28 protein-coding genes are annotated in these 23,832 nt (G+C 71.3%); 11 read left to right on the top strand and 17 right to left on the bottom strand.

Annotated elements, in window-relative coordinates:
• From VKN16_05850 to VKN16_05865, 4 genes are all read right to left on the bottom strand, one after another.
• A partial coding sequence (locus tag VKN16_05850) for a glycine reductase (GenBank protein ID HME93719.1) occupies nucleotides 1-456 on the bottom strand: 456 nt, incomplete at its 3' end.
• Nucleotides 453-1,403 carry a heterodisulfide reductase-related iron-sulfur binding cluster gene (locus tag VKN16_05855; GenBank protein ID HME93720.1) on the bottom strand — a complete coding sequence of 317 codons (951 nt, stop codon included), beginning with the start codon at nucleotides 1,401-1,403 and terminating at the stop codon, nucleotides 453-455. The genes VKN16_05850 and VKN16_05855, both read right to left, overlap by 4 nt.
• Nucleotides 1,404-1,482: 79 nt before the next feature.
• Entirely contained in the window at nucleotides 1,483-2,022 is a 540-nt protein-coding gene (locus tag VKN16_05860; GenBank protein ID HME93721.1) for a plastocyanin/azurin family copper-binding protein, read from the bottom strand.
• Between the two features lie 10 nt (nucleotides 2,023-2,032).
• Entirely contained in the window at nucleotides 2,033-2,458 is a 426-nt protein-coding gene (locus VKN16_05865) for a DUF5602 domain-containing protein (GenBank protein ID HME93722.1), read from the bottom strand.
• A gap of 266 nt (nucleotides 2,459-2,724) precedes the next feature.
• Between VKN16_05865 and VKN16_05870 the strand changes: the two genes are divergently transcribed.
• The gene (locus VKN16_05870; GenBank protein ID HME93723.1) at nucleotides 2,725-3,189 is read left to right on the top strand and encodes a hypothetical protein; all 465 of its coding nucleotides are present in this window, start codon (nucleotides 2,725-2,727) and stop codon (nucleotides 3,187-3,189) included.
• 59 nt (nucleotides 3,190-3,248) lie between these two features.
• Here VKN16_05870 and ggt read toward each other — a convergent pair whose 3' ends face one another.
• Nucleotides 3,249-4,862 (bottom strand): gamma-glutamyltransferase, encoded by a 1,614-nt coding sequence (gene ggt, locus VKN16_05875; GenBank protein ID HME93724.1) that lies wholly within the window; start codon nucleotides 4,860-4,862, stop codon nucleotides 3,249-3,251.
• Between the two features lie 97 nt (nucleotides 4,863-4,959).
• On the opposite strand from ggt, the gene VKN16_05880 reads away from it, so the two are divergent.
• Nucleotides 4,960-5,457, top strand: coding sequence for a C40 family peptidase (locus VKN16_05880; GenBank protein HME93725.1), 498 nt, complete (start codon nucleotides 4,960-4,962; stop codon nucleotides 5,455-5,457).
• Between the two features lie 34 nt (nucleotides 5,458-5,491).
• On the opposite strand, the gene VKN16_05885 is transcribed toward VKN16_05880, so the two are convergent.
• From VKN16_05885 to VKN16_05895, 3 genes are read right to left on the bottom strand one after another with little or no spacing between them, the layout of a single operon-like run.
• Nucleotides 5,492-6,322 (bottom strand): cytidylate kinase-like family protein, encoded by an 831-nt coding sequence (locus VKN16_05885; protein ID HME93726.1) that lies wholly within the window; start codon nucleotides 6,320-6,322, stop codon nucleotides 5,492-5,494.
• On the bottom strand, nucleotides 6,310-7,269 hold the full coding sequence (locus tag VKN16_05890) for a sugar phosphate nucleotidyltransferase (GenBank protein ID HME93727.1): 960 nt from the start codon (nucleotides 7,267-7,269) through the stop codon (nucleotides 6,310-6,312). The genes VKN16_05885 and VKN16_05890 overlap by 13 nt, the downstream gene beginning before the upstream one ends.
• 8 nt (nucleotides 7,270-7,277) lie before the next feature.
• Complete coding sequence (locus VKN16_05895; GenBank protein ID HME93728.1) at nucleotides 7,278-8,042, bottom strand: PRC-barrel domain-containing protein; 765 nt, start codon at nucleotides 8,040-8,042, stop codon at nucleotides 7,278-7,280.
• 126 nt (nucleotides 8,043-8,168) lie between these two features.
• Between VKN16_05895 and VKN16_05900 the strand changes: the two genes are divergently transcribed.
• Together VKN16_05900 and VKN16_05905 are read left to right on the top strand one after the other, a co-directional pair.
• Nucleotides 8,169-9,404 carry an acyl-CoA dehydrogenase gene (locus VKN16_05900; GenBank protein HME93729.1) on the top strand — a complete coding sequence of 412 codons (1,236 nt, stop codon included), beginning with the start codon at nucleotides 8,169-8,171 and terminating at the stop codon, nucleotides 9,402-9,404.
• A 12-nt stretch (nucleotides 9,405-9,416) separates the two neighbouring features.
• Nucleotides 9,417-10,220: an SDR family NAD(P)-dependent oxidoreductase gene (locus tag VKN16_05905; protein HME93730.1), complete on the top strand. Its 804-nt coding sequence runs from the start codon at nucleotides 9,417-9,419 to the stop codon at nucleotides 10,218-10,220.
• Between the two features lie 18 nt (nucleotides 10,221-10,238).
• On the opposite strand, the gene VKN16_05910 is transcribed toward VKN16_05905, so the two are convergent.
• A complete protein-coding gene (locus tag VKN16_05910) occupies nucleotides 10,239-10,496 on the bottom strand; it encodes a hypothetical protein (GenBank protein HME93731.1) in 258 nt (85 codons plus the stop codon).
• Between the two features lie 75 nt (nucleotides 10,497-10,571).
• On the opposite strand from VKN16_05910, the gene VKN16_05915 reads away from it, so the two are divergent.
• Nucleotides 10,572-11,804, top strand: a complete 1,233-nt coding sequence (locus VKN16_05915) for a choice-of-anchor tandem repeat NxxGxxAF-containing protein (GenBank protein HME93732.1) — start codon at nucleotides 10,572-10,574, stop codon at nucleotides 11,802-11,804.
• A gap of 3 nt (nucleotides 11,805-11,807) precedes the next feature.
• Here VKN16_05915 and VKN16_05920 read toward each other — a convergent pair whose 3' ends face one another.
• From VKN16_05920 to VKN16_05930, 3 genes are all read right to left on the bottom strand, one after another.
• On the bottom strand, nucleotides 11,808-12,854 hold the full coding sequence (locus VKN16_05920; GenBank protein ID HME93733.1) for a sugar ABC transporter substrate-binding protein: 1,047 nt from the start codon (nucleotides 12,852-12,854) through the stop codon (nucleotides 11,808-11,810).
• Nucleotides 12,855-12,878: 24 nt separating this feature from the next.
• Nucleotides 12,879-13,895: a cyclase family protein gene (locus VKN16_05925; protein ID HME93734.1), complete on the bottom strand. Its 1,017-nt coding sequence runs from the start codon at nucleotides 13,893-13,895 to the stop codon at nucleotides 12,879-12,881.
• A 115-nt stretch (nucleotides 13,896-14,010) separates the two neighbouring features.
• Nucleotides 14,011-14,631: a cation transporter gene (locus VKN16_05930; protein ID HME93735.1), complete on the bottom strand. Its 621-nt coding sequence runs from the start codon at nucleotides 14,629-14,631 to the stop codon at nucleotides 14,011-14,013.
• Nucleotides 14,632-14,757: 126 nt separating this feature from the next.
• Between VKN16_05930 and VKN16_05935 the strand changes: the two genes are divergently transcribed.
• Nucleotides 14,758-15,729, top strand: coding sequence for a hypothetical protein (locus VKN16_05935; protein HME93736.1), 972 nt, complete (start codon nucleotides 14,758-14,760; stop codon nucleotides 15,727-15,729).
• Here VKN16_05935 and VKN16_05940 read toward each other — a convergent pair.
• Nucleotides 15,726-15,905 carry a CPXCG motif-containing cysteine-rich protein gene (locus VKN16_05940; GenBank protein HME93737.1) on the bottom strand — a complete coding sequence of 60 codons (180 nt, stop codon included), beginning with the start codon at nucleotides 15,903-15,905 and terminating at the stop codon, nucleotides 15,726-15,728. The two genes, VKN16_05935 and VKN16_05940, sit on opposite strands and share 4 nt — an antisense overlap.
• A 61-nt stretch (nucleotides 15,906-15,966) precedes the next feature.
• Between VKN16_05940 and VKN16_05945 the strand changes: the two genes are divergently transcribed.
• The 5 genes from VKN16_05945 to VKN16_05965 all read left to right on the top strand — a co-directional run bounded on the left by VKN16_05945 (nucleotide 15,967) and on the right by VKN16_05965 (nucleotide 20,826).
• The gene (locus tag VKN16_05945; protein HME93738.1) at nucleotides 15,967-16,731 is read left to right on the top strand and encodes an SDR family NAD(P)-dependent oxidoreductase; all 765 of its coding nucleotides are present in this window, start codon (nucleotides 15,967-15,969) and stop codon (nucleotides 16,729-16,731) included.
• Nucleotides 16,732-16,823: 92 nt separating this feature from the next.
• Nucleotides 16,824-17,879, top strand: a complete 1,056-nt coding sequence (locus VKN16_05950; protein ID HME93739.1) for an extradiol ring-cleavage dioxygenase — start codon at nucleotides 16,824-16,826, stop codon at nucleotides 17,877-17,879.
• Between the two features lie 19 nt (nucleotides 17,880-17,898).
• Nucleotides 17,899-19,188, top strand: coding sequence for a Rieske 2Fe-2S domain-containing protein (locus VKN16_05955; protein HME93740.1), 1,290 nt, complete (start codon nucleotides 17,899-17,901; stop codon nucleotides 19,186-19,188).
• Nucleotides 19,189-19,378: 190 nt separating this feature from the next.
• Nucleotides 19,379-19,966, top strand: a complete 588-nt coding sequence (locus VKN16_05960) for a PEP-CTERM sorting domain-containing protein (GenBank protein ID HME93741.1) — start codon at nucleotides 19,379-19,381, stop codon at nucleotides 19,964-19,966.
• Nucleotides 19,967-20,022: 56 nt separating this feature from the next.
• A complete protein-coding gene (locus VKN16_05965) occupies nucleotides 20,023-20,826 on the top strand; it encodes an SDR family oxidoreductase (GenBank protein ID HME93742.1) in 804 nt (267 codons plus the stop codon).
• Nucleotides 20,827-20,866: 40 nt separating this feature from the next.
• On the opposite strand, the gene VKN16_05970 is transcribed toward VKN16_05965, so the two are convergent.
• From VKN16_05970 to VKN16_05985, 4 genes are all read right to left on the bottom strand, one after another.
• Nucleotides 20,867-21,715, bottom strand: coding sequence for an LLM class F420-dependent oxidoreductase (locus tag VKN16_05970; GenBank protein ID HME93743.1), 849 nt, complete (start codon nucleotides 21,713-21,715; stop codon nucleotides 20,867-20,869).
• 22 nt (nucleotides 21,716-21,737) lie between these two features.
• The gene (locus VKN16_05975) at nucleotides 21,738-22,520 is read right to left on the bottom strand and encodes a glucose 1-dehydrogenase (protein ID HME93744.1); all 783 of its coding nucleotides are present in this window, start codon (nucleotides 22,518-22,520) and stop codon (nucleotides 21,738-21,740) included.
• A gap of 7 nt (nucleotides 22,521-22,527) precedes the next feature.
• Nucleotides 22,528-22,992 (bottom strand): ABC transporter substrate-binding protein, encoded by a 465-nt coding sequence (locus VKN16_05980; GenBank protein HME93745.1) that lies wholly within the window; start codon nucleotides 22,990-22,992, stop codon nucleotides 22,528-22,530.
• Between the two features lie 103 nt (nucleotides 22,993-23,095).
• A complete protein-coding gene (locus tag VKN16_05985; protein HME93746.1) occupies nucleotides 23,096-23,803 on the bottom strand; it encodes a PilZ domain-containing protein in 708 nt (235 codons plus the stop codon).
• Nucleotides 23,804-23,832: the final 29 nt, after the last annotated feature.

A 23,832-nucleotide genomic window follows, 5' to 3' on the forward strand; every position in this document is an offset into this window, starting at 1 on the left:
CGGCGCCCCGTGCACGTGCAGGGTCAGCCCGCCGATCCGTCCCGCCCCGACCGCGTCCTGCAACCGGGTCAGCGGAAAGTAGGTGTTGGGATCCTCGGGGACCGTGTTGGCGCGGTCGTAGCCCACGTGCGAGATGCGCAGGTCGGGCACGCGATCCACCGGCGCGGAATACACCGTGTAGAACTTCGCGCCCGCGTTGTAGGCCGCGTTCGGCCCCTGGTCGCCCGCCTCGGGCTGGAACGGCGCAGCGGTCGTGATGAGGGCGACCCGGGCGCGGGACAGCGGCCGCGCGAGCGGCGTGAACGGCGCGTCGGTGAAGTGGGCCCAGCGATACGGGCTGAAGCCCAGCGCCTGGTAGTACTCCCGGGTCCGCTCCATGTAGCGGACCGGCACGTCGTGCTCCGGGGCGAAGACGATCGCCGGGCGCGGCTCGACCGCGGTCGGCTCGCCGCTCATGAGGCGAAGGTCTTGATGACCAGGCCGCGCGCCTTCTCGAGATCGACACCGTTGGCCGCCATGCACGGGCTGGCGTCCTCGAGGATCCGGTCGGGATCGCCCAGGTGCATGTACTTCTTGTAGGTGTCCTCGAACTCGATCCCGAGCGCGCGCGCGAACAGCGTGAGGTAGTGCTCGATCACGATCGGCCGCTCCCGCTCGAAGCGGCACTGGTCGCGATGGCAGCCGTGGTAGATGCCGGCGAGGTGCGTGGCCCCGGCGGCCCGCGCGCGATCGATGTCGTCGAGCGCCATCTGCCGCCAGACCGCGGGCCCGAGCTGCTCCTGCAGGGCCGGCGTGCACGTGCGGCCCCACCGGGCATCGGGCTCGAAATCGATCACGGTGATGCCGGGCACCGCCTCCAGCAGCCGGCGCGCGGCCCGTCCCTCGCGCGCCCGGGCCTCGGTCGCATGGTGGTAGTGCAGCGCCACCGTGGCCTCGACCCGGTGCGTGAACGTGAACCGTCCGCGGTCGAGGCAGTCGGCGAGAAACTCCGCGGTGTGGCGCTTCGGGAAGGGCAGGTCGGCCTGCAGGACCTCGTCGTAGAACTGGATGCACGACGGGCACCACATGACGACCTCGCGCGGAGCCATGCTCTGCAGCAGCTCGACGGTGTGGTTGGCGTAGCGCTGGCCCGAGGCCTCCTGCCCGCGCCGGTGGTGCTGGATGCCGCAGCAGTAGGTGGGACCGCCCGCGGCCACGTAATCGAGATCGAGCCGGTCGAACACCGCCGCCACCGTCTCGACCAGGTGGGAGGTGCGCAGCACGTTGCAGCCGAGGTACAGGACGACGTCGTGGCGCTCGCCGTCGCGCGGTGGCTTGAGCAGCCAGGTGCGCTCGTCCTTCTTCGAGAGCAGGTCGTGAGTGAGGTTGATCTCCCCGAAATACTTGCCGTAGTCGAAGCTCATCGGCCGGATCCTCTCCCCCGCTCCCACCATGGGAGCAAGGCCGAGTCTACCACGCCGGCCGGGGCCACCGGGCGCGCGGTCAGGCCCGACGCACCACGCGCCGGCTCATGATGGCGCTCACGGAAGGGAATGCCTTCCGCGCGGCCTCGGGCACCGGCTGCCACTGCTCGGTCCCGGGCCGGCCCTTGAAGTAGTCGAAGCCCAGCGTGCCGGGCCCGTCCGGCTTGCCGACCACGATGCGCCCGACCATGCCGGCCGCCTCGTGCGGCGCGCAGAAGTAGTCGTAGACGCCGGGCACGGTCAGCGTGACCTCGAAGTGATTGCCCGGATTCACGAGGAAGCGTGAATCCCAGGGCGCGGCCCGCTCGGGGATGCGCAGCGAGTGGTGATCGTTGCGCGGATGGTAGGCGGTCGTGGTGTGCACGTTGGAGTGCACGGTCCAGCGGATCACCTGACCCGGCGCCACGTGGATCCCGATCGGATCGAACCACACCGTGGTGCCGAGCGGGTCGCTCATCATGTGGATCTCCACCGGAGCGGCGGCGCGCGCCGGCCACCCCACGACGAGGCCGGCGAGCGCGAGCCCGCCGGCCTTCAGGACCTCTCGCCGCGTTGCCACGATGGACCGTCTACTTCTGGAGCGCCATCGCCTTGTCGGCCGACACGTACCAGATCACGATGTGGTAGTGCGGCTCGGCCACGCCCGGGTGCCCGGCGTTGAAGTACATGTCCACGTGATCGACCTTCTCCTGCGCCACCGCCAGGTTGTTGAAGGCCTTGTGCGCGCTGATGTCCTTGAGCGGGATCATGTACACGCTGCTGACCAGCTTGCCGTCGTGGTCGTAGGCCAGGAACGGGCCGGCGGGCAGCGTCGACGGCTTCACGTACAGCGTGCCGAGGCCGGGGACGAAATCGGGCAGCGCCACCAGGCTGCTGACCTTCTTGTAGTCGCCGCCGGGGGGCGCCGTCGCCTGCGCGTGGGCGGGAGCCGCCTGGACCGTGAGGACGCCAGCACCGAACGCCAGGACCGCCAGGGTCATACCGAGTCGCTTCATGTCCGCCTCCTTGAACCAGAGCTTGGGGATTCGAGGTACCGGGCGTATCGTAGGCGCGGTAAGATATTTAAGCAAGTAAAAAGTTTTTTTACTATCTAAAGAACATGGAAACGCCGACAGGCACCAGGCTTGACATCCTCGAACTACTGCTTCGGGAGGAGCTTAGCTCACAGCAGCTCAGTGAGCGGCTTGGGGTCAGCTCGGCAGCGGTACGGCAGCATCTGACGACCCTGGAGGCATTGGGGCTGGTCGTCAGGCGCAAGCTGGTGACCCAGCCGAGCCGCCCGACCTACCTCTACCGGGTCTCTCCGCAGGGCATGCGGATCTTTCCGAAGCGCTACGACCTGCTGCTGGCCCAGATGATCGACGTGCTCGCCGAGCGGCAGGGCCCGGAAGCCGTGGAGCAGACGATCGCGGCCGCGGCCCGGCGGGTGGCCGAGCATGTGCCGAGCCGCGTGTCGGGCGGCCCTAGTCCCGAGCGGTGGCGCCGCCTGCTGGAGTGGCTCGAGACCGAGTTCGCCTGGCAGGCCGACGTCGCCGAGACGGCGAGCGGGCCCCGACGGCTGACCATCCACCAGTGCCCGTTCCAGGACCTCTCGAAGATCCAGCCGGACGTCTGCGGGGTGTTCTTCGGCTCGCTGATCCGGACGCTCTGCCCCGGCGCGGTGGTGGACCACGCCGATGCCCCGGCGATGCCCGCCTGCTGCGCGTTCCTGGTGAGCGAGGCCTGAGGTCCCGGGCGCGCGCTCGGCACCCCGGTCGTCGACCAGCCGCGCGGGATCGACGCCGGCTACACCGCCATCACGATGCCGTCGTGGCCCGGATCGGCGCCGCCGTCGAGACCGTCGGGATGCACGCGGATGGCGTGCACCGCCGCGAAGCCGTAGGTGTTGGGGCTGCGCACGACCTCGTAGCCCTCCGCTTCCAGCTCGCGCTGCACACCGCGCGGGATGCGGTTGGATACGTCGATGGCGTTGCTGGTCGCCGAGAACCGAGGCGCGCTCACCGCCTCCACCATGGTCATGTCGAAGTCGATCGCGTTCAGCAGCACCTGCAGCACGCCCATGGCGATCTGGGTCGCGCCGGGCGCGCCGATGATGATGTGCGGACGATCGCCCTCGAACACGATCGACGGCACCACCGAGCTGAAGCGCGCCTTGCCCGGCGCCAGGCTACCGGCGCGGCCGGGTCGCGGATCGAAGACGCCCATGCAGCCGTTGTACATGAAGCCGAGCCCGCTCGTGATCACCCCCGACGGCATGCCGAGGGAATGGGTCATGGTCACGCAGCTGCCCTCCGCGTCGATCACCGAGACGTGGGTGGTGTCGCGGCTCGGCGCGCCCGCGTTGAAGCGGGGCACGTCGGCCTTGCGCCGCGCGCGGATCTCCTCGGCGAGCGGGGTCGCGTACTCGCGGCCGGTCAGCCGCTCCACCGGCACCTCGACGAACCTCGGATCGCCCACGTGGCGGTCCTTGTCGATGGTGGCGCGCTTCATGGCCTCGGCCACGATGCGGACGTACTCGGCCCCGTTGTGCTCGAGCTTGCCCAGGTCGAAATGCTCGAGGATGTTCAGCATCTCGATCAGGAGGATGCCGCCGCCGGGCGGCTGATTGCTCGACACGCGATAGCCACGGTACGTGCCCCAGAGCGGCCGGTTCCGGGTCGTCCGCCAGTCGCGCAGGTCGGCGGCCGCGATCAGGCCGTCGTGCCGGCGCATGTCCTCCACGATCGCCTCGGCGATCTCCCCCTCGTAGAACACCGCGTCGCCGTGCTTGGCGACGAGGCGCAGGGTCTGGCCCAGATCGCGGTTCACCACCCGGTCCCCCACCCGCTTCGGGGTGCCGTCGGGGCGGCAGTAGAGCGCGCGCGAGGCAGGCGTGAAGGCGAGGCGCTCGTGGTTCGCGGCCCGGCCCATCTGTCCGTCCTCCGCCCACCACGAGCCCACGTGGGGCCGCACCGTCCAGCCGCCCTCCGCCCACGCGATGGCCGGCTCCACGATCTGCTCCCACGGCAGCCGCCCGTGCTCCCGGTGCGCGTCGCGATAGGCCCGCAGGCTCGCGGGCGCGCAGATCGCCTGGTAGCCGATGTCGTTGACGCGGCCGCGCAGGATGAAGCCGTAGCCGTCCCGCGCTTCGGACTCGATCCGGTCGGCCCACATGTCGGGGCGCACCGCCCGGGGGGCGGGCGCGTGGAAATCGATGTAGCCGTGGAAGCCGTCGCGCATCGCGAGGCCGCAGCTGCCGAAGCCGGCGATGCCGCACATCAACGGGTCCACCACGCCCTGCACCAGCGCGCAGGCCATCGCGGCATCCACCGCGTTGCCGCCCGATCTCAAGATTTCGGCGCCGGCCTCGGTCGCTTCCGGCTGCGCGGCCACGATCATCGAGCGCTTCGCGTATCGCATACGGCCTCCTCGGAGATGAACGGCTCGGCGGAGATGGTGGCCCAAGGGTAGCAGACCTGGCCGGCCGCGGCGCGGGCCGTGCTACCGTGAACCCGTCATGACCGGCGCCATCCGGCGGGCCGTCGCGAGCGCGTGTCTCGCATTCATCGCCGGCGCGGGGTGCTCGAAGGCGGTGCTCGCGCCCGAGGACTACGGCGGCGGCGCGCTCATCCGGCCGCCGATCGCCGAGAGCCAGCCGGCCTCGTCCCGCAATGCAGCCGCCGCGCGGCTGGCCACGCAATATCTCGGCGCCCCCTACGTCTGGGCCGGCGACAGTCCCGCCGGCTTCGACTGCTCCGGGCTGGTGAGCTACGTGTACGCGCGCGTCGGCGTCTCGATTCCCCACAACGCGGCCCAGCAGTACCGCCACGGCACGCCCGTCCCCCGCGAGAGCCTGCAGCCCGGTGACGTGGTGTTCTTCGACCGGCTGCGCCACAACGGCATCTACCTGGGCGATGGCCGATTCATCCACGCCACCCACCCGGGCGGCGTGAAGATCGCGCGGCTGGAGGACAACTGGTTTCGGACTCGGTGGGTCGGCGCCCGCCGGCTCTGACCGGCGCGCGTGAGGCACGGTCCCCTCGCCGCGGTCATCCCACGAAGGGCGGTACCGGCGGTGTCTCCACGACGACCGGCGTGATCTCGAGCAACCCGGGCACGGCGCGGGTCGCCTCCTCGGCGCCCTCGAGCGCAGCGGCGCAGCCCACCAGCGTGACGAGGCCGTCGGCGGCCCGCACCTCCATCGGATAGCGCCGCGTCGCCGGGTGGCTGGCGAGCGCGACCTCGACTCGCGAGGCGAGCAGCCGATCGGCCACCATCCGCCCGCCGTGGTCCGTCGTGGCAAAGGCCGGCTGACCGGCCAGGGCAAGAATCAGGTCTACCACGGCCGGCCGGGGCAGGCCCGCCGTATTGACGACCAGGTGATAGAGCGCGGGATCGTTGAGGTCGACGTTGAACAGGTAGCGCATGCGCTTGAGCTTCTGGGTGTCGTCGCGGTGGACCAGCTGTCCGGCGATCTGCGCGCTGATCCGCTCGCCCCCGTGACTGGACAGGGCGCTGGTCAGCTCGTCCACGCGGAACGCGGTCGGCGCCATGACCCGCAGCCGCACCGCGTGCGGCACGTCGCGTAGCAGCCACTGGCCGCCGCGGCCGACCACCACCGCGCGGTCCTCGGCGGCGATCTCGAGCAGCACGGTCTGGATCACCGCGATGTAACGGCGGGTCTCGTGATCGAACCGCTCGAACAGCGACGGCGGCTCCTCCTCCAGGTGCCAGAGCCGATGGGCGTCGAGACCGTAGGGCTGCGTCCGATCCAGGAAGCGCTCGTGATCCACGAAGCAGTAGCCGAGGCGCTCGGCGACGGCCAGACCGATCTCGGCGCCGCCACTGCCGACCTGCTGCGAGATGGTCACGATGGCCATGCGCGTCCTTCGGCGACGCGGGCCATCGTCCGGATCGCCCGCTCGGGGCTGCCGATGTCGCGCCAGACGCCGGCAGGCAGCGTCGAGACCGCGACCGGCCCGGTGCAGATCTCCAGCACCCCGCGGGAAAAGCTCGCGGTCGGCGCGAGCGCGTAGGCGTGATGCATCGCCCACGACTCGTGCTCACTGCCCCAGAAGGCGGGCAGGCGGGCGAGCCGGCCGGTCAGCGACGGCACGCACTCGCGGCCGGCGTCCAGCACGGCGGCGGCGCTCGCGGCGAAGACGAACGTGTTCCAGAGGCAGCCGTCACGCCACATGGCCTGCGCGGCCTCCCGCGACGGCTTCTCCTGGAACCGGGCCACGCGATGGAGGGGCCAATGAAGCCCACACTCCACCGCGGGGCCCGGTCGGATCCAGCCATACTCGACCTCCGGCTCGTCCGGCTGGGCTCCGAGCAGCACGACCCATGGCCGCCGGCGCTGGACGAAGCCGGCCACCTCGGCGACCTGGGCCATGAACTCGCCCTCGCGCGCGATGCAATGGTCGCAGGGGAAGAACACGGCGGTCGCGCCCGGGTCGTGGGCCTCGATCCACTGCGCGGCCAGGAGCACCGCGGCGGCGGTGCCGCGGCCGATCGGCTGCTTCAGGACCGTGGCCCGCGGCCGCTCCCCGAGGTCGCGGACCAGGAACTCGGCGTGGCTCTCCATCCCGATCACCACTGTCCGCTCGACGGGGATCGTGGGCCCGATCCGATCGAGCGTCTGCCGCAGGAGCGTGCGAGGGCCCAGCAGCGGGCAGAACTGCTTGGGCCGGGGCTCGCCGAAGAGGCGCCGGGTGAGCGGGCGCAGCCGTACGCCCTCACCCCCGGCCAGCACGACCGCCCACGGCGATTTCACCGCCGCGCCGGGGTCGTCGATACGGCGTCGCGGCTCGATCGCGTGCGCCATCGAGTCGCTCACAGCTTCGCCATCGCGCGCGGCGCGCCGAACGGGGCGCGGCCGTAGTAGCCCTCGAGGCGCTCCTCGTGCGCGGGACCGAGGCCGATCGCCGGATCGTATCCCGGAGCGAGGCGGATCGCCTCGGCGGGCAGGCTCACCTCCACCGTGCCCGCGCCCCAGCTGACCTCCGCGATCCAGCCCACCGGCACGAGCACGATGCGAGCCGGCCACCACAGCCCGATCGACGCCACCATGTGGCCGATCTCCCACGAGCCGTTCACGATCAGGAAGTCCGCGGCGCGGCCCACGTCGCCGTCGAGGGCATGCACGTGATAGCCACGGATGGCGCGGACGCTGCGGAGGTGGCGGTCGTAGTGGACGTCGAGCGTGCGATCGAGGATGGCCGGAGCCAGCACGACCGCGGCACCGACCGAGACCACGTAGGACGGGAACCGGTAGTACCGGCCCAGATCGAGCCCGTGCTGGCCGGACACCGGACGCGCGAGGTCGCTGCTCGGGCCCCGGCTGACCTGGCGGCCGGTGAGGCCGGTCTGGAGCGTCCGGGCGGCGCGATCGACGTGCTCGATCGCCTCGGGCGGAAGCAGCACCCGGCGGCCGCCCAACCGGTGAAGCGTGTCGACTACCACGTGGCGAACCGTCCAGTTGCGGTCCTCGAGGTAGAGGTCCCGCACCCACCCGATCCGGCCGTCCGAGGCCCGGACGGCCCAGCCGAGAATCTCTCTGACGCTGCTCGGCCAGCCGGTCACGCGAAGCATCGGCATCACCTCTCTCCTCGACCAGCCTAGCAACCGCCGATGAGAGACAGATGAGGGTGAGGTGAGAAGCCGTCGCCGCGCCGCAGCGCGCCGTCGCGCCTTCCGCTCCCGCTCCCGTGGTAGGCTGCCGCCGTGACCGCGATCGGCTTCCCCATCCCGGAGGACATCACGCGCATCGTCGCGGGGCTCACGCGCTTCGTCCGGAGCGAGGTCGTCACCCGCCACGAGAAGCACGCGGCGCTGCTCGAGGACCCGCGTCGACGCTACGGGCCGGATGGCCGCTACGTGCCCGCCGTCGTGGATCTCATCCAGGAAGTCCGCGCCGCCTCGGCCGACGCGGGCTACTTCAACCTGTGCGTGCCCACCGCGATGGGCGGGCTCGGCCAGGGCTACCTGGCGTACTACGTGGCGTGGGAGGCCATCAACCGGCTGTGCGGGGCGCATCACTGGCTCGGCACCTTCGCGCTGAGCCACTGGGCCTTCGGTCCCAGCGTGGTGCTCGAGCAGCTCACCCCCGAGGCGGGCGAGCGCGCGCTCGCCGGCCTCGTCTCGGGCCGGCGGTCCATGTGCTTCGGGCTCTCCGAGCCCGGCGCCGGCTCCGACGCGACCATGATCGAGACGCGCGCGACCGCCGACGGGGACGGCTGGCGCATCACCGGCCGCAAGATGTGGACGACCAACGTCACGTTCGCGGACTGGATCGTCGTCTTCGCGGTGACCGATCCGGCGCGCGCCGCGGCCAAGCGCGGCGGGATCAGCGCCTTCCTCGTGCCCACCACCGCGCCCGGCTTCACGCTCCAGCGGGTCACGCTGCTGCAGGGCGACATCGGGGGCGTCGAGGGCGAGTCGACGTTCGACGCGGTCCGGGTGGAGCCGTGGCAGCTCGTCGGGGCACTCCACGAGGGCTTCCGGATCGCCCTGCTCGGCGTCTCGCTCGGCCGGGTCTACAACTCGGCGCGCGCGGTGGGCCTGGCCCGGTGGGCGCTCGAGAAGGCGGTGGCCTACGCCTCACAGCGCGTGGCCTTCGGGGCGCCGATCGCCGAGCACCAGGGCGTCGCCTTCCCGCTCGCCGAATCCGCGATGGAGGTGCACGCCGCGCACCTGGCCGGGCTCAACGCCGCGCTGCTGCTCGACCGCGGCGAGCGCGCGATCAAGGAGCTGTCGATGGCGAAGGCCTTCGCGGTGGAGGTCTGCCTGCGCGCGGTCGATCGCGCGATCCAGACCCACGGGGGCATGGGGCTCACCAACGAGGTGGGGCTGGTGCACGCCTACAACACGCTGCGCATCATCAACATCGCCGACGGCACCAACGAGATCCTGCGCCGGACCATCTTCCAGCAGCTCTCCCGGGGCGATCTCGATCTCTGATCGGAGGGCCACGTGAGATTCGACGACAAGGTGGCACTGGTATCGGGCGCCGGCTCCGGCATCGGGCGGGCCACCGCCCTGGGCTTGGCCGCGCACGGCGCCCGGGTGGCGGTGGCGGACCTCGATCGCGCGAAGGCCGAGGCGGTCGTCGCCGAGATCGCGGCGGCCGGAGGCGGTGCGGTCGCGATCGCCGCCGACGCCGCGACCGCCGACGGCGTCGAGGCGATGATCGGCGGCGTGGCCCGCGCCTTCGGCGGACTCGACATCCTCCACAACAACGCGTTCGGCCAGCCCGCGCTGCCGGCGGGGCGCAGCCGCCTCGCCTTCACCGCCGATGTCGACGAGGCGGTATGGGCTCACACCATCGAGCTGGGCCTCACCGGCGTGTTCCGCGCCATGAAGCGGGCCATCCCCGAGATGCTGACGCGCGGGGGCGGGGCCATCGTCAACACCGCGTCCATCTCCGGCCTCTTCGCCGACTTCGCCATCGGCGCCTACAACGCGGCCAAGGCCGGCGTGATCAACCTCACCCGGGTCACCGCGATCGAGTACGCGTCGCGCGGCATCCGGGTCAACTGCGTGTGCCCCGGCGCCATCGACACGCCGCTGCTCCAACCGTCGCTGTCCATCCCCGGCTTCGCCGACACCACCACCGCGATGATCCCGATGCGGCGGCTCGGACGGCCCGAGGAGATCGCCGCCTGCGTGCTGTTCCTCGCCTCCGATCAGGCGTCCTACGTCACCGGGGCCGCTCTGGTCGCCGACGGTGGGCTCACCGCGCAGACCGGCCTGCCGAGCCGCCTCCCACTGCCGTGAGCGGCCGCGCGACCGCGCTCAGCCGCCGTACCCCCAGTTCCAGCACGGCAGGCGTTCCTTCCAGAACCAGTCGTCACAGAGGGCCTCGTCGCAGCGACGGCGGCACTCCGGCTCGGTGAGGTTGGCGGTGCACTGTAGAGTCGCCCCCGCCTTGCAGTAGCAGGCGCCGAGGAACGCGGCCTCCCGGCCGGCCGCGGGATGCTGCGCGGCGCTGCCGGCCGCCGCCATCGCGACGGCGGCCAGGCCCAACACCAGGATCCGGAGCCGCACGCTCATTGCGACGTGCTCATGATCTCCCTATACTCCCGACGTATGCCATCCCGCCAGCGCTGGTCAGTGGTCGGCGCGCTCGTGCTCGCAACGCTGGCGGCGGCTCCGTCCACATCCGGGCGCGCCGCGGACGGCCCGACGCTGCGGACCGTCGCCCGCACCGGCGACGCGGCGCCGGGGGGCGGCACCTTCGATCGCTTCGGCCAGGAGACCTTGCCGATCGTGGCCCCGGTCAACGGCCGAGGCGACGTCGCGTTCTTCGCCCGGCTCATTCGCGGGGGCGCCGACGAAGGCATCTTCCTCCAGCGCGGCGGACGCGTCGTGACGGTCGCGCGCGAGGGCGATCGGGTGCCCGGCGTCGGTCGACTCGCCGGCTTCGGCAAGCATCCCACCCCGGCGCTCAACGACGGCGGCACCGTGGTGTTCGCCGCAGCGGTCGCGGAGGGCCGCGCGGTCGAAGGCATCTTCGCGTGGTCGGCCGGCCGTCTGCGCGCGGTCGCCACCACCGGCGGCGCGGCGCCCGGCATGCCGGGCGTGATGGCCGGCCTCGACGCGCCGGTGGTGAGCGCGCGGGGCGACGTGGTGTTCATGGCCACGATCCGTCGGGGACGCGAGTCGATCGAGGCGATCCTCGCGAGCCGGGGCGGCGGGCTGCGCAAGATCGTGGCGCAGGGCGATCCCGCGCCGGGCGGCGGGACGTTCGCGGCCTTCGGCCCCCCCGCGCTCAACAACCGCGGAAGCGTCGCCTTCGCGGCGGTGGTCGAGGGCAAGGGCGTGCCCGGCGGTATCTTCGTCGTCACCGGCGACCGCGTCGAGATGGTAGTGGGCGCCGGCGAGGAGACGCCCATCGGCGGGATCTTCGCGAAGTTCTCCGAGCGGATCGGCCTGAACGATCGCGGGCTCATCGCGTTCCACAGCATGCTGAAGTTCGCGCCGGTCGAGGCCGCCATCTTCGCGGCCGAGGACGGCAAGGTGCGCGCGGTTTCGCGCCTGGGCGACGCCGCGCCCGGCGGCGGCACCATCGTCCACTTCGGCCTCTGGCCCGCGGTGGGATCCGGCCGGGAGGTTGCCTTCGCCGCGTCCATCGAGGGCGGCGCCACCCCGGTCGCGATCCTGCTGGCCGACGGGACCCAGGTCACCCAGGTGGTGGCGGTGGGCGAGACGCTGCCCGGCGGCGATCGCATCACCACCCTGTCGCTGTACCCGGTGGTCAGCGTCGGCCCGCGGGGCCACGTGACGTTCGCGGTGGCGCCCACGTCCACCGGAGACGGCCCCGAGGGGTTGTTCGCCGCGGAGCCCGCCGGTCGCCGCTGACCGTCAGTTCATGTCGGACGGCGGATACTCGACGAAGACGTTCGCGGCGGTGACCAGGACGTGGCGAGTCGTGGTCCGCGCGGGCAGCGTCTCCCCCCGCAGCATACGCATCGCGAGCGGCAGCACCTCGTAACCCAGGCGGTCCAGGTAGAACGCGACGGAGCCGATCACGATGCTCCCGCGGTTCGCCGGATCGATCTCCTTGCGATCGTTCATGCCGCCGTGGATCGTCCGGTCCATCCCGTGGCTCACGATCGCGGTATCCTGCACGCGCCCCGCGCTCTCCACCGCCGATTTCACCGCCAGCGCGGTCGCGTCGTCGGTGGCCGCGAAGAGCAGCTTGCCGCCGGGATGCGCGGCCAGGAACTTGCCGACCTGCGGACCGACCTGGGCGGGATTGCCTTTCGTGTCCACGTCGGTCACCCGCACCGCGGGCAGCCGCTGCCGGAGCGCCGCGGTGACGCCCTGACCGCGCTCCGGGACGTGATCCGCGGTGGCGGAGAGATTGCCCACCACCGCCGCGGCGGTGGGCTGGCCACGCCACGAGCGCAGCGCGAACCGGGCCAGCGCCTCGCCGGCCACGCGGCCGGCGGCCAGGTTGTCCACGGTGTAGAGCGGCGCGCCCGGCACCGGATCGTTCACCGCGAGCACGCGGATCCCCGCGGCCTTGAGCTTCTCGCCGATCGCCGCGTTGGCCGCGCCCCGGTGGTACTGGATGTAGAGGTCGACCCTGCGCGCGATGGCCGCCTCCGCGTTCTGCATCGCGCGGGCGTCGTCGCGCTGGTTGTCGTAGAAGACCATCTCGATCGGGTGGGCCCGGGCGGCCAGCACGAAGCTCTCGCGGATCTCGCGTCCGGTGAAGCCGGTCCCCTCGACGGTGACCCCGGGCTCCTCGGTGAGGTTGGCGAAGGCGACCACGTACGGGCGCTGAGCGACGGCGGGACCCAGCCCGGCTCCGAGCACCAGCGCGGCCAGCACGCCCAGAGCGAGCGGCCGGACGTGCGAACGCCGGCAGCCCCTCGCGGGGACCGCCGGCGCACGGTGCCTCACGACCGGTCCTCCGATCGTGGCGATCTAGCGGATGCCGTCGATGGCGACGAAGTTGCCGGTCATGCCGACCGCTCGCGGGACGGTCATGTTGAAGAAGAAGGTGGCGCGCCCGGTGGCCGCGGCCTCGGCGGCGATGAGATCGGTGCGCACGTTCTCGATGATGTGGATGCCGTTATCGGTCAGCAGCATGTTGTGCACGATGAAGGCTTCCTTCGGGTTCTCCCCCGGGATCACCTCGACCGCCCACTGATCGGAGCCGACCGCGACGACCTTCTGCGAGATGAGCCAGGTGGCGGCGTCCTTGCCGATGCCGGGCTCGCCCGAGTTGAACAGCGCGTTCTGAGCCGGGTACTGCTCGAAGAGATCGCCCCAGCCGGTGTGGACGACCACGATGTCGCCCTCGCGCAGCGTGGTGTTGTACATCTTGAGCCCGGCCTGGATGTCGGCCGCGGTGATGACGGTACCCTTCTCCAGGCAGGGCTTCTTGCAGGCCGCATTGCCCTTGAACTTGTTGGCCTGCTGGAAGACCTTCACCATGTCCACCACCACGCCGCGGGTCGCGAAGGACTTGAGGTTCTCGAGGCCCAGCTTGGTGATGTTGTTCTGGGTGATGAACTTCCCGATCGGGGTCTGATTGTAGTAGCAGTCCTTCCGCCCGATGTGCCCCATGCCGTCCAGGTGGGTGCCGACGTGGCTCTGGCTGAGCCAGGTGTCTTCCATGTAGGTCAGCTCGTTCTCGCCGAAGGAGGCGCCCGGCGCGAGCGACACCGCGGTGAGGATGGTCTTGGTGAAGCGGCTCCCGAAGAGGGGGACCCCGTCCACCAGCGGATACGACATCGGGATGACCTTGCCCTCCTTGATCTCGGCCGCGGCGGCCTTGGTCACGGCGGGAGTGACGCGATTGGTGGCGCCGGTCTGATCGTTCGGGCCCCACGGCGAGGCCGGAACCAGCTTCTTGCAGTCGGTCTGCGCGAACGACGACGTGCTGAATGCGAGCACCAGCAGGGCCGCTGCCACCGGTAGGATCGCTCGTCGGATCATGGCCGCACTCCTTCTCATCTGTGAGAGGGCACGTCGCGCGTCGCGGAGCCGACGCCGCCGGCATCCTAGAGCAGGCCGGTTCGCGGGGTCAAGCCCTGTGCAGTAGCGCGCGGCGTCACCTGGTCGGACCAGTCACGAAGGCGCGTCGGCCATTCCACGCCTCGCGAACGACCCCGACCGCGGAGAAGACGAACAGCGCGGCGATCAGCAGCCCGATGGCGACATCCGGCCACCCGGCGTGGGTGATCGCGACTCCCGCGGCGGCCAGCAGCACGCCGGCGTTGGCGAGGACGTCGTTGCGCGAGCAGAGCCACGCCGAGCGCATGTTGATGTCGTCGGCCTTCCGCCGCCACAGGAGCGCCAGGCAGACGAGATTGGCCCCGAGGGCCAGCACGCCAAGCACGGCCATCACCGTCGCCGGGGGCACGACGGGGCGCACGAGCTTGCCCACCACCTCCGCGAGCACCCCGACGCCGAAGGCCGCCATCACCGAGCCCTTGAGCAGGGCCGCGCGCGCCTGCCAGGCCGGGCCGCGGCGAACGACGTAGAGGCTCACGCCGTAGACCAGCGCATCGCCCAGCATGTCCATCGAGTCGGCGAGCAGCGCGGTGGAGCGCACGGCCAGGCCGACGCCACACTCGATCAGGAACACCGCTGCGTTGATCCCCAGGACCAGCAGGAGGAGCCGTCGCTGATCCTCCGGTACCTCGGCGGGAACGGCGCAGCAGTCGCTCACGCGGGCAGCATGGGGTCGGGCCGCCGGCCCGTCAACGATGGCTTGACAGGGCCGCCGGGTCCCGGGCATTATCCTATTGCCAGTCGGAAATGTGAAAATTGATACTGAAATGTAAGAGGAACCAACATGAACGGGCAGTTGCGGGCACCCATTGCGATCCTGGATGAGCATCCGGAGTGGTCCAGTCGACTGATCGCGGAGCTGCAGGCGCGGCGGCTGCCCTACGAGAAGATCGACCACTCCAACCACTCCTACGACCCGCGCGACCGCCAGCCGCGCTACTCCGTGGTCGTGAATCGCACGAGCCCGTCGTCGGCCACCCGCGGCCATGGGGGCGTGCTCTTCTACGCCGAGGCCCTGCTCCATCACTACGCCTCGCTCGGCGTGCCGGTCATCAACCCGGTGGCCGCCTACCGGAGCGAGAAGTCGAAGGCGCTCCAGCTGGACCTCTTCGAGCGCGTCGGTGCCCGCTATCCGCGGGCGGTGGTGGTCAACCATCGCGACACGATCCTGAAGGCCCTCGACCAGATCGCCTTCCCGCTGGTCATCAAGCCGAACATCGGCGGGTCCGGAGCGGGCATCGTCCGCTTCGACTCGCGTGACGATCTGGAGGCCGGCCTGGACACCCTGCACTTCGGCCCGGACGGGACGGTGCTCGTGCAGGAGTATCTCGAGTCCGACGAGGGCGCGATCGTGCGGGTCGAGGTGATGGACGACCAGTACCTCTACGCCATCCGCATCGTGCGCGACGCGCGCGCCGGCTTCAACCTCTGTCCGGCCGACATCTGCCACGTACCGGAGGGCGCGTCGGCGCCGGCGGCCACGCCGCTCGAGGCCTGCCCGGTGTCGGCCATCCCCGGGCTCACCGTCACCCGCTTCGACGCCCCGCCCGAGGCCATCGACACCGTGCTGAGGCTCACCCGGGCCGCATCGATCGACATCGGCGGCGTGGAGTACCTGGTGGCGAAGCGCGAAGGGCTGATCTACTACTACGACGTCAACGCCACGTCCAACTTCGTGGCCAACGCGCCCGAGGTGCTGGGCTTCGATCCGACCGCCCGGTTCGTGGACTACATCACGCGGGTGGCCACCCGCTAGGCCTCGTACTCCTGCACGGCCTCGATCGTCACCTCGCCCTCGGCGTCGACCGCGAGGGTGATGAGATTGGGGCGACAGCACACCGCGCAGTCCTCGGTGAACGTCTGGCGGTCGCCGCCGCTCGGGTCCACGAAGACCTCGTTCTCCTCGCCGCAGAACGCGCAATCGTAGGACACGCGCTCATTCTACGCGTCGGCTGCGCGCGTCGAGTATCATCCCGGCCGGGAGGGCGACCTCATGCGATTCCAGGGCAAGGTGGCGCTGATCTCGGCCGCGGGCGCCGGGATCGGCCGCGCGACCGCGATGATCATCGGCCGCGAGGGCGGCACGGTGGTCGGGGTGGACGTGGAGCAGGGCGCGCTCGATCGGCTCACCGCGGACGTGGGCGCGGCCGGCGGCCGCGCGCTGGCGCTGCGCGCCGACGCGCTCGACGCCGCGTCGGTGGAGGGCGTGGTCGGCCGGGCGGTCGACGCCTACGGGCGCATCGACATCCTGGTCAACGCGGTGGGCGGCAGCACCATCGTGAGCCGCCCCGCCGCGCCGCTCGACGAGCTGACGCTTCCGGAATGGGAGCGGCTGCTCCACTTCAACCTCACCGGCACGTTCCTCCTCACCCACGCGGTGATCCCGGTGATGAAGCGGCAGCGGAGCGGCAAGATCGTCAACCTCTCCTCCATCGCCGGGCGCGGGCTCAGCCGGGAGAGCTCGAGCGCCTACGCCACCGCCAAGGGCGGCATCATCGCGCTGACCCGCAAGCTCGCCTTCGAGCTGGGGCCGCACGGCATCAACGTCAACGCGATCGCGCCCAGCCTCACCCTGTCCGAGCGCATCCGGCCGCACTGGGAGCGGCGCTCCGCGGAGGGCCAGGCCGCCGAGATCAAGCGCACGCCGCTCGGCCGGGTCGCCACTCCCGAGGACCAGGCTCGCGTCATCTGCTTCCTGGCCTCGTCCGATGCCGACTTCGTGAGCGGCGTCACCATCGACGTGACCGGCGGGCAATAGCCGCTCTGCCCTCGCGGGCCCGACGTTGACAAGGCCCGGGCCGGCGGACTAGGGTGGCCCCAGCATTCGCACGCAGACGAGAGGGGCCTCGCATGGGCGCGATCCTCGGGCTGGGCATGACGCACTACCCTCCGCTGACCGGCACCGACGCCAACATGGCGGCCATTTTGCGTCGAGTCCAGCAGGATCCCGGGCTGCCCCCGCATCTCCGCGAGCCCGCCGGCTGGCCGGCTCCGATGCGCGCCGAGTACGGCCACGATGGCGGCACCGCCAGCGCGGCTGGCCACCGGGACGCCCTGCTCAAGCACTTCCGCAAGGCCCGGCGCCTCCTCGACGAGTTCCGGCCCGACGTGGTGATCATCTGGGGCGACGACCAGCACGAGAACTTCACCGCCGACGTCATCCCGCCGTTCTGCGTGCTGGCCTACGACGAGGTCGAGGCCCGGCCCTGGCATCGGCCCGGCCTGCCGCCCAACGTCTGGAACGAGCCGGCCGACACGACGTTCCGCATCACCGGCCATCGCGCCGCCGGCAAGCACCTGGCGACCGGCCTGCTCGAGCAAGGCGTGGACATGGCCTACGCCTACAAGCCGCTCCACTACCCGGGGCTGGCCCACGCGTTCCTGAACACGATCATGTTCCTCGACTACGACCGGGTCGGCTTCCCCTACCCGGTGATCGCCTTCCAGGTGAACTGCTACGGGCGCCGCGTGATCGCCCAGCGCGGCGGGCGCGCGAGCCTCGCCAACCCGGTGTTCGAGGCCGATCTGGACCCGCCCTCGCCCTCCCCGCGGCGGTGCATGGAAGTCGGCGCGGCCACCGCGCGGGTGATGCGTGACAGCCCCTGGCGCACCGCGCTCATCGCCTCGTCGAGCTGGTCGCACGCCTTCCTGACCGACAAGAACCATCAGCTCTATCCGGACATCGAGTCGGATCGCCGGCTCTACGACGCGCTCCGGGTGGGTGACTACGACACCTGGCGCAAGACGCCGCTCGCGGCCATCGAGGCCTCGGGCCAGCAGGAGATGCTGAACTGGTACATGCTGGCCGGGGCCATGGAAGCGCTCGGCCGCAAGCCGGACGAGTGCGACTTCATCGAGACCTGGTCGTTCAACTCGAACAAGTGCTTCGCCACGTTCATGCCCTGAGACGGTCAAGGAGCTCGGCGTGCCGACACCTCCCCGGTCCACCTCCCCGCTCGACCGCACCGACGCGCGTCCGACCAGCGGCATCCCGAGGCTCACCGGCGACATCCGGCCGCTGATTCCGAAGCTCGGGCTGCGGAACTACTGGTATCCGGCGATCGAGGATCGCGCGGTCGGCCGGCGCAAGCCGCTCAAGGTCTCGCTCCTCGGGGAGGAGCTGTGCCTCTTCCGCGGCGCGGGGGGCGACGTGGTGGCCATCCAGGACGTCTGCCCCCATCGCGGCGCGCGCCTCAGCGAGGGCGACTGCCACTACCGCGGCACGGTGGCCTGCCCCTACCACGGCTGGGTCTACGACGAGTCCGGCAAGAACATGATGGTGCTCTCCGAGGGGCCCGATTCGAGCGTGTGCGGCAAGGCCGGCACGGAGGCCCGGGCGTACCCGACGCGGACGCTCAAGGGGCTGGTGTTCGTGTGGATCGGCGAGGGATCGCCCGCGCCGATCGAGGAGGACGTGCCCGAGGAGTTCTTCGACGAGGAGACGCTGATCCTCCTCGGGCAGGTCGACTGGCGGTGCAACTGGGAAGTCGCCCTCGAGAACTCGATGGACTCGCACGTCAACTACGTCCACCGCAACGCGATCGTGGTGGCCCGGAGCGGGTTCATCGCCCGCGGCGCGCAGGGCGAGCATCCCATCTTCGTGGGCAACGGCTTCGGCGGCGACGTGGCCGAGAGCAACTACCTGCGCCAGAACCCGCGGCAGGACGTCTATCCCGACGGACGCAAGTGGCCCCGGACGACCTATCGCCGGCTCTGGACGTGGCTGACCCGTCCCCTCGCCGACCGCGCGCGCCGCCACATTCCACCGCCCCGCTCCGCGAAGTGGTGCGGCGGCCATCACCTGCCCGGCATGTTCCGGGCCGAGTTCGGGTGGGATCTCTACACGCGCATGTGCGTGCCGGTCGAGGAGAACCTCACGCGCGTCTGGTACTACCACTGCCTGCGGCCGAAGACCGCGATCGGCCGGATGGTGGAGCGCCTGGCCTACGCGACGCTGCACCGGTGGATCATCGAGTACAACTTCTCGCGCCAGGACGAGCGCGTGATGATCAACCAGCGCTACGACACGCCGGAGAAGCTCTCCTCGACCGACGCCGAGGTCATCCAGTGGCGCCGCCTGGTGGTGACCAAGCACTTCGGCGGCCGCGACGCGCCGTTCGAGTACAAGAACCCCGACGGCCTGTCGCCTGAGGCGGTCCCGATCGAGCGGGTGTCGGTGCGCTACCTGCAGGAGCAGCGGCGCAGAGCGGGGTAACGATCGGCACCGTGCTGGCCCGACTGCTCGGGCTGCGCGGCGTCGGCCTCGGCTAGCCCGGCCGACCGGCCCGCGCCGAGGCGGCTCGAGGCCCGCGCGATCTAGTTTCTTGGTCATCCGTGAGGGGCGTTGATAGGCTCGCCAGTAGTTCCCAGTGAGAAATCGTTGCGGCACTGGGTGGGAGGGCTCTATGCGGCGCATCCGGATCTTCTTTCTCCTCGAGACGCTCCTCATCGCACTCGCGATCACCCCGGCCGAGGCCGTGCCGGTTCAAGGTCCCGACGGCTACTTCTACGAGGTCGTGCCGACACCGGTGACCTGGCCCACCGCGCGGGCGGCCGCGCGGGCGTCGTCGCATCAGGGCGTGCCCGGCCATCTGGCGATCGTCACGTCGGCGGCGGTGGATTCCTTCCTCGCCGGGCTGGCGCCGATCGGATGGCTCGGCGGCTCCGACCAGGCCTCCGAGGGCACGTGGACCTGGAGCGACGGGCCCCAGGCGAATCAGGTTTTCTGGATCGGCGGGCCGGGCGGCTCGGCTCCCGGCGGTGTCTACACGAACTGGGGCCTCGCGCAGCCGGACAACGGCGGCGTCCAGAACTTCCTCCTCCGCGGCCCCGGCGGCTGGGACGACTTCGGCGGCGTCCAGCCGTACTACGTCCGCTATGCCGCGCCGGAGCCGGGCACGTTCCTCCTCTTCGGCGCCGCGCTCGCCGGCGCCGGTTTGGCGAGCTGGCATCAGCGGAGACGGGGGCGCGCGCTCGACCGGATGGGCCGCTGACCGGCTCCATTCCGACCACGCCCCCGCCCGAGGCCCCGGTCGGTCGATCGCGCGCCATGACCTCGCTCGCCGGCAAGGTCGCCGTCGTCACCGGCACCAGCCCCAACATCGGCGGGGGCATCGCGGAGGGGCTCGCCGACGAGGGCGCCGTCGTCGCCTGCGTGGACCTGGCGTCGGAGAACGCCCTGCAGTGCGCGGAGGCCATCCGGCGGCGCGGCGGCCAGGCCCTCGGCATCGCGTGCGACATCACCGACGAGGGACAGGTCCAGGCGATGGTGGCGCGCGTGCGCGACGCCCACGGCGGCGTGGACATCCTGGTCAACAACGCGGGCATCCTCGGCGGGCTCGGCGTGCTCGAGATGCCGGTGGAGCGCTGGAACCGCCAGTTCGCGGTCAACCTGACCGGCACGTTCCTCTGCACGAAGCACGTGGCCCGCCTCATGGTCGAGCAGCGGCGCCGCGGCAGCATCGTGGTGGTCGTCTCCACCGCGGGCCATCAGGGCCAGGCCGGCAACATCGCCTACTCGACCAGCAAGGGCGGCCTGCTCAACTTCACGCGCGCCGCCGCCATGGACCTGGCCCGGCACGGCATCCGGGTCAACAGCCTCACGCCGACCGCCACCGACACCGACGAGGCGGCCGAGCGCGCGGTGACGTGGGGACGGCCGCGGCCCGAGGCGCACGCTCGCGGCCTGGATTTCCCGAAGATGGTGCCGATGGGCCGGCTGCCGAGCCCGCGCCACTACGCCCGCGCGGTGGTGTTCCTGGCCGGCGACGACGCCGAGATGATCACGGGCACCGACCTGCGGGTGGACGCCGGCGCGATCGCGAAGTACTGGCCGTGGATCCCGAACGCGTGAGCGTGGACCCTGCCCTAATCTCCTCCGGGGTGAGGGAACGCTAGCGGAGGACGGTGTCGGCGATCCGGGTCAGCTCGCGCACCATATCCGGCTCCGATCTCGTGGTGGCGGGCCGAACGATGACGCGGGTGGCGCCGGCCTCGTGAAGTCGCTCGATCAGGTCGCGGTCGGCGGGCTGCCCGTGCACCGAGATCGTGATGGTCGCGGGATCGCGGCCGGCCTCCCGGGCTAGCCGATCGAGCGTGGCGCGCTTTTCGCGGAGCTGATCGGGCGTCACCCGGTTCGGCAGCCATCCGTCGCCCCAGTCCACGATGCGCTCGAGCACGTTGCGGGCATCGCCTCCCAGCAGCACCGGCGGATGGGGTTTCTGCCGCGGCTTGGGATTGGAGCGCACCGGCGGGAAATCGTAGTACTTGCCGTGGAATTCCGCCTCGGGCTTCGTCCACAGCTCCTTCATGGCCAGGATCGACTCGCGGGTCTGCGTCCAGCGGTGGTCGAAGTCGCCGCCCATCAGCTGTGTCTCCTCGCGGAGCCATCCCGCCCCGATGCCGAAGAGAAAGCGGCCGCCGCTGAACAGGTCGAGAGTTGAGACCTCTTTCGCGAGCAGCAGCGGATGACGCTCGGGCACCAGCACGATGCCGGTGCCGAGCGCGATGCGGCGAGTGGTCCCGGAAGCGCGCGCCAGGGCCACGAAGGGATCGATGAAGTGCGAGTACGCCTCCGGAATCACCCCGTCCTCGGAGCCGGGGAAGCGACTGGTGGTGTGGACCGGGATGAAGGGATGCTCGGCGCACCAGAACGACTCGAAGCCGAGCTCTTCGGCGGTGCGGGCCATGACCCCCACGTCGACCAGATAGGCCGGCAGGGGCACCGAGATGCCGATGTTCATTCGGAGATCTCCTTCCGTGCGGTCAGTCGAAGACGAGGCCGCCGTCGACGTTGAGCGACTGGCCGGTGATGTTCCGCGCGGCCGGGGAGGCCAGGAAGACGGCCAGGGCGGCCACGTCCTCGGGCTCGTTGGCGCGACCGAGCGGGATGACCGCGTTGCGTCGCCGCTTCATCTCCTCCACCGAGACGCCCTCGTCGCGCGCCCGCACCGCCACGTTGGCCTCGGAGAGCGCGGTGACGGTGACCCCGGGGCAGATCGCGTTGACGTTGATGTCGTGGCGGGCCAGCTGCTGCGCGGCGGTGCGGGTGAGCGAGATGACGCTGCCCTTGCTCGCCGCGTAGATCGCATTCGAGGTGCCCGCGTAACCCTTGCCCGCGATCGAGGCCACGTTGACGATCGAGCCCCGCCGCCGGGGGATCATCTCGCGGGCCACCCGCTGCAGGCAGAAGAAGACGCCCTTGGCGTTGACCCGCATGATGCGGTCCCAGTCCTGCTCGGTCAGATCCATGATGTCGGCGCGCCGCGTGACCCCGGCGTTGTTCACCAGGACGTCGATCTGGCCGAAGGCGGCCAGCACCTGCCCGACCATCCGGTCGATCGCGGCCAGGTCGCCCACGTCGATGTCGAGGGCGAGGCTGCGGGCCCCGAGGGCCGCGACGGCGTCCGCGGTCGCCTTGGCCGCGCCCGCGTCCACGTCGGCGGCCGCCACCTGCGCGCCCGCTGCCGCGAGGGCCAGCGCGATGGCGCGGCCGATGCCGTGGCCGGCGCCGGTGACGATGGCCACGCGATCCGCGAGAGCGGTCACGGCGTGCTCACCGATCGAGCGCCTCGATCTTCGCGATCGACCGGTACATCGAGGCGTGGCTGCCCGTCTCGGTGAGCATGCGCTCGAAGGTGAACTTGACGTCGTCCGCGGTGAGCTCGCGTCCGTTGACCGGGGGCTTCGGGTGGAAGGGCACGCCTCGGCGAAGCCGGAACACGTAGGTCGTGTCGCTCGGCTGCGTCCACGACTCCGCCAGATCGCCCTCGAGCGTGAGCGAGCCCGGCTTCACCGCCGGGCCGGCCCGGTGGCGCAGGAGACGGCTGTGGGTGAACGAGATCGCCACGTGGGTGCGGTAGGCGTGCACGAGGCTGTGATCGAAGTGCGGCGGATCCCACGCGCGGATGGTGAGGGTGCCGCCGCGCTTCGACGTCTGGGCCACGGCCCCGCGGGGCGCACCGACCGCGGCGAGCGCCGCCGCGCCGGCCGGGGTGGCGAGGAGCTTTCGACGTGTCACCAGTGACGGCCTCCGGGCGCCCAGCGTGCGCGCGCCCCGATGCTCCACGGGGCGGACTGGCCCGTCAAGGGCAATCGACGATCGGGAGTCGCCGGGAGTGAGGCTAGGCGGCGAGGGCCTGCCGGACGCGCGCGAGCAGCTCGCTGTCCGTGCAGGGTGTGGGCAGCCACAACCCGCCGTCGGTGGCGGGGCTGGGAGCCGAGCGGCTGGCCATGAGGAGCAGCTTGGCCGAGGGCAGCATGGGGGCCAGTCGCCGGGCCAGGAGATCACCGTTCATCAGCCGCAGCTCGGCGGCGACCAGCGCCAGGGTGATCGCGCTCCGGTGCTCCTCGGCCATCCGCAGCGCGAGGAGCGGCTGCGGGCCGGCGTCGAGCACCGTGTAGCCGGCGCGCGTGAGAGCGTTCTGCGCGAGCGTGCGCAGCCCCGCCTCGGCGCTGGCCAGCAGCACGGTGCCGCCCGCGGGAATCGGCTCCGGCCGCCCCGGCGCGGCGATGCTGCGCGGCGTGACCGCGGCGAGGAAGTCGGCGCCCTGGGTCCCGACGAACATGCACGCGAGGCCTTCGCCGTCGAGCCGCCAGACCAGCGCGCGGGTCTCGACCGGCCGTCGACCGGGCGGACGGAAGCAGAGGCCGACTTCCGTGCCGAGGGGGGGCCGCTCCTTGAGCAAGATTTTCGCGCCGGAGGCGCTGACGTCCTTGGTGCGACCCTGGTACTGGCGCGCTCCCGCGGCCACCGTCACGAGCCAGGAGACGCGCTGACGCGGGCACCGCCGCTGGTCCTGCTCGGGCTCGATCGTCTTGGCGTGTCGCATCACGGTGACAAATTCCGGCGACGGAAATC

Source organism: Candidatus Methylomirabilota bacterium (genome assembly GCA_035315345.1).
GTDB lineage: Bacteria > Methylomirabilota > Methylomirabilia > Rokubacteriales > CSP1-6 > CAMLFJ01.

Bases quoted from the DNA above. Each gene is read 5' to 3' on its own strand.
- VKN16_05855 (HME93720.1), bottom strand. From the start codon at position 1,403: ATGAGCTTCGACTACGGCAAGTATTTCGGGGAGATCAACCTCACTCAC.
- VKN16_05865 (HME93722.1), bottom strand. From the start codon at position 2,458: ATGAAGCGACTCGGTATGACCCTGGCGGTCCTGGCGTTCGGTGCTGGC.
- ggt (HME93724.1), bottom strand. From the start codon at position 4,862: ATGCGATACGCGAAGCGCTCGATGATCGTGGCCGCGCAGCCGGAAGCG.
- VKN16_05880 (HME93725.1), top strand. From the start codon at position 4,960: ATGACCGGCGCCATCCGGCGGGCCGTCGCGAGCGCGTGTCTCGCATTC.
- VKN16_05885 (HME93726.1), bottom strand. From the start codon at position 6,322: ATGGCCATCGTGACCATCTCGCAGCAGGTCGGCAGTGGCGGCGCCGAG.
- VKN16_05890 (HME93727.1), bottom strand. From the start codon at position 7,269: ATGGCGCACGCGATCGAGCCGCGACGCCGTATCGACGACCCCGGCGCG.
- VKN16_05895 (HME93728.1), bottom strand. From the start codon at position 8,042: ATGCCGATGCTTCGCGTGACCGGCTGGCCGAGCAGCGTCAGAGAGATT.
- VKN16_05910 (HME93731.1), bottom strand. From the start codon at position 10,496: ATGAGCGTGCGGCTCCGGATCCTGGTGTTGGGCCTGGCCGCCGTCGCG.
- VKN16_05925 (HME93734.1), bottom strand. From the start codon at position 13,895: ATGATCCGACGAGCGATCCTACCGGTGGCAGCGGCCCTGCTGGTGCTC.
- VKN16_05935 (HME93736.1), top strand. From the start codon at position 14,758: ATGAACGGGCAGTTGCGGGCACCCATTGCGATCCTGGATGAGCATCCG.
- VKN16_05945 (HME93738.1), top strand. From the start codon at position 15,967: ATGCGATTCCAGGGCAAGGTGGCGCTGATCTCGGCCGCGGGCGCCGGG.
- VKN16_05950 (HME93739.1), top strand. From the start codon at position 16,824: ATGGGCGCGATCCTCGGGCTGGGCATGACGCACTACCCTCCGCTGACC.
- VKN16_05960 (HME93741.1), top strand. From the start codon at position 19,379: ATGCGGCGCATCCGGATCTTCTTTCTCCTCGAGACGCTCCTCATCGCA.
- VKN16_05965 (HME93742.1), top strand. From the start codon at position 20,023: ATGACCTCGCTCGCCGGCAAGGTCGCCGTCGTCACCGGCACCAGCCCC.
- VKN16_05970 (HME93743.1), bottom strand. From the start codon at position 21,715: ATGAACATCGGCATCTCGGTGCCCCTGCCGGCCTATCTGGTCGACGTG.
- VKN16_05985 (HME93746.1), bottom strand. From the start codon at position 23,803: ATGCGACACGCCAAGACGATCGAGCCCGAGCAGGACCAGCGGCGGTGC.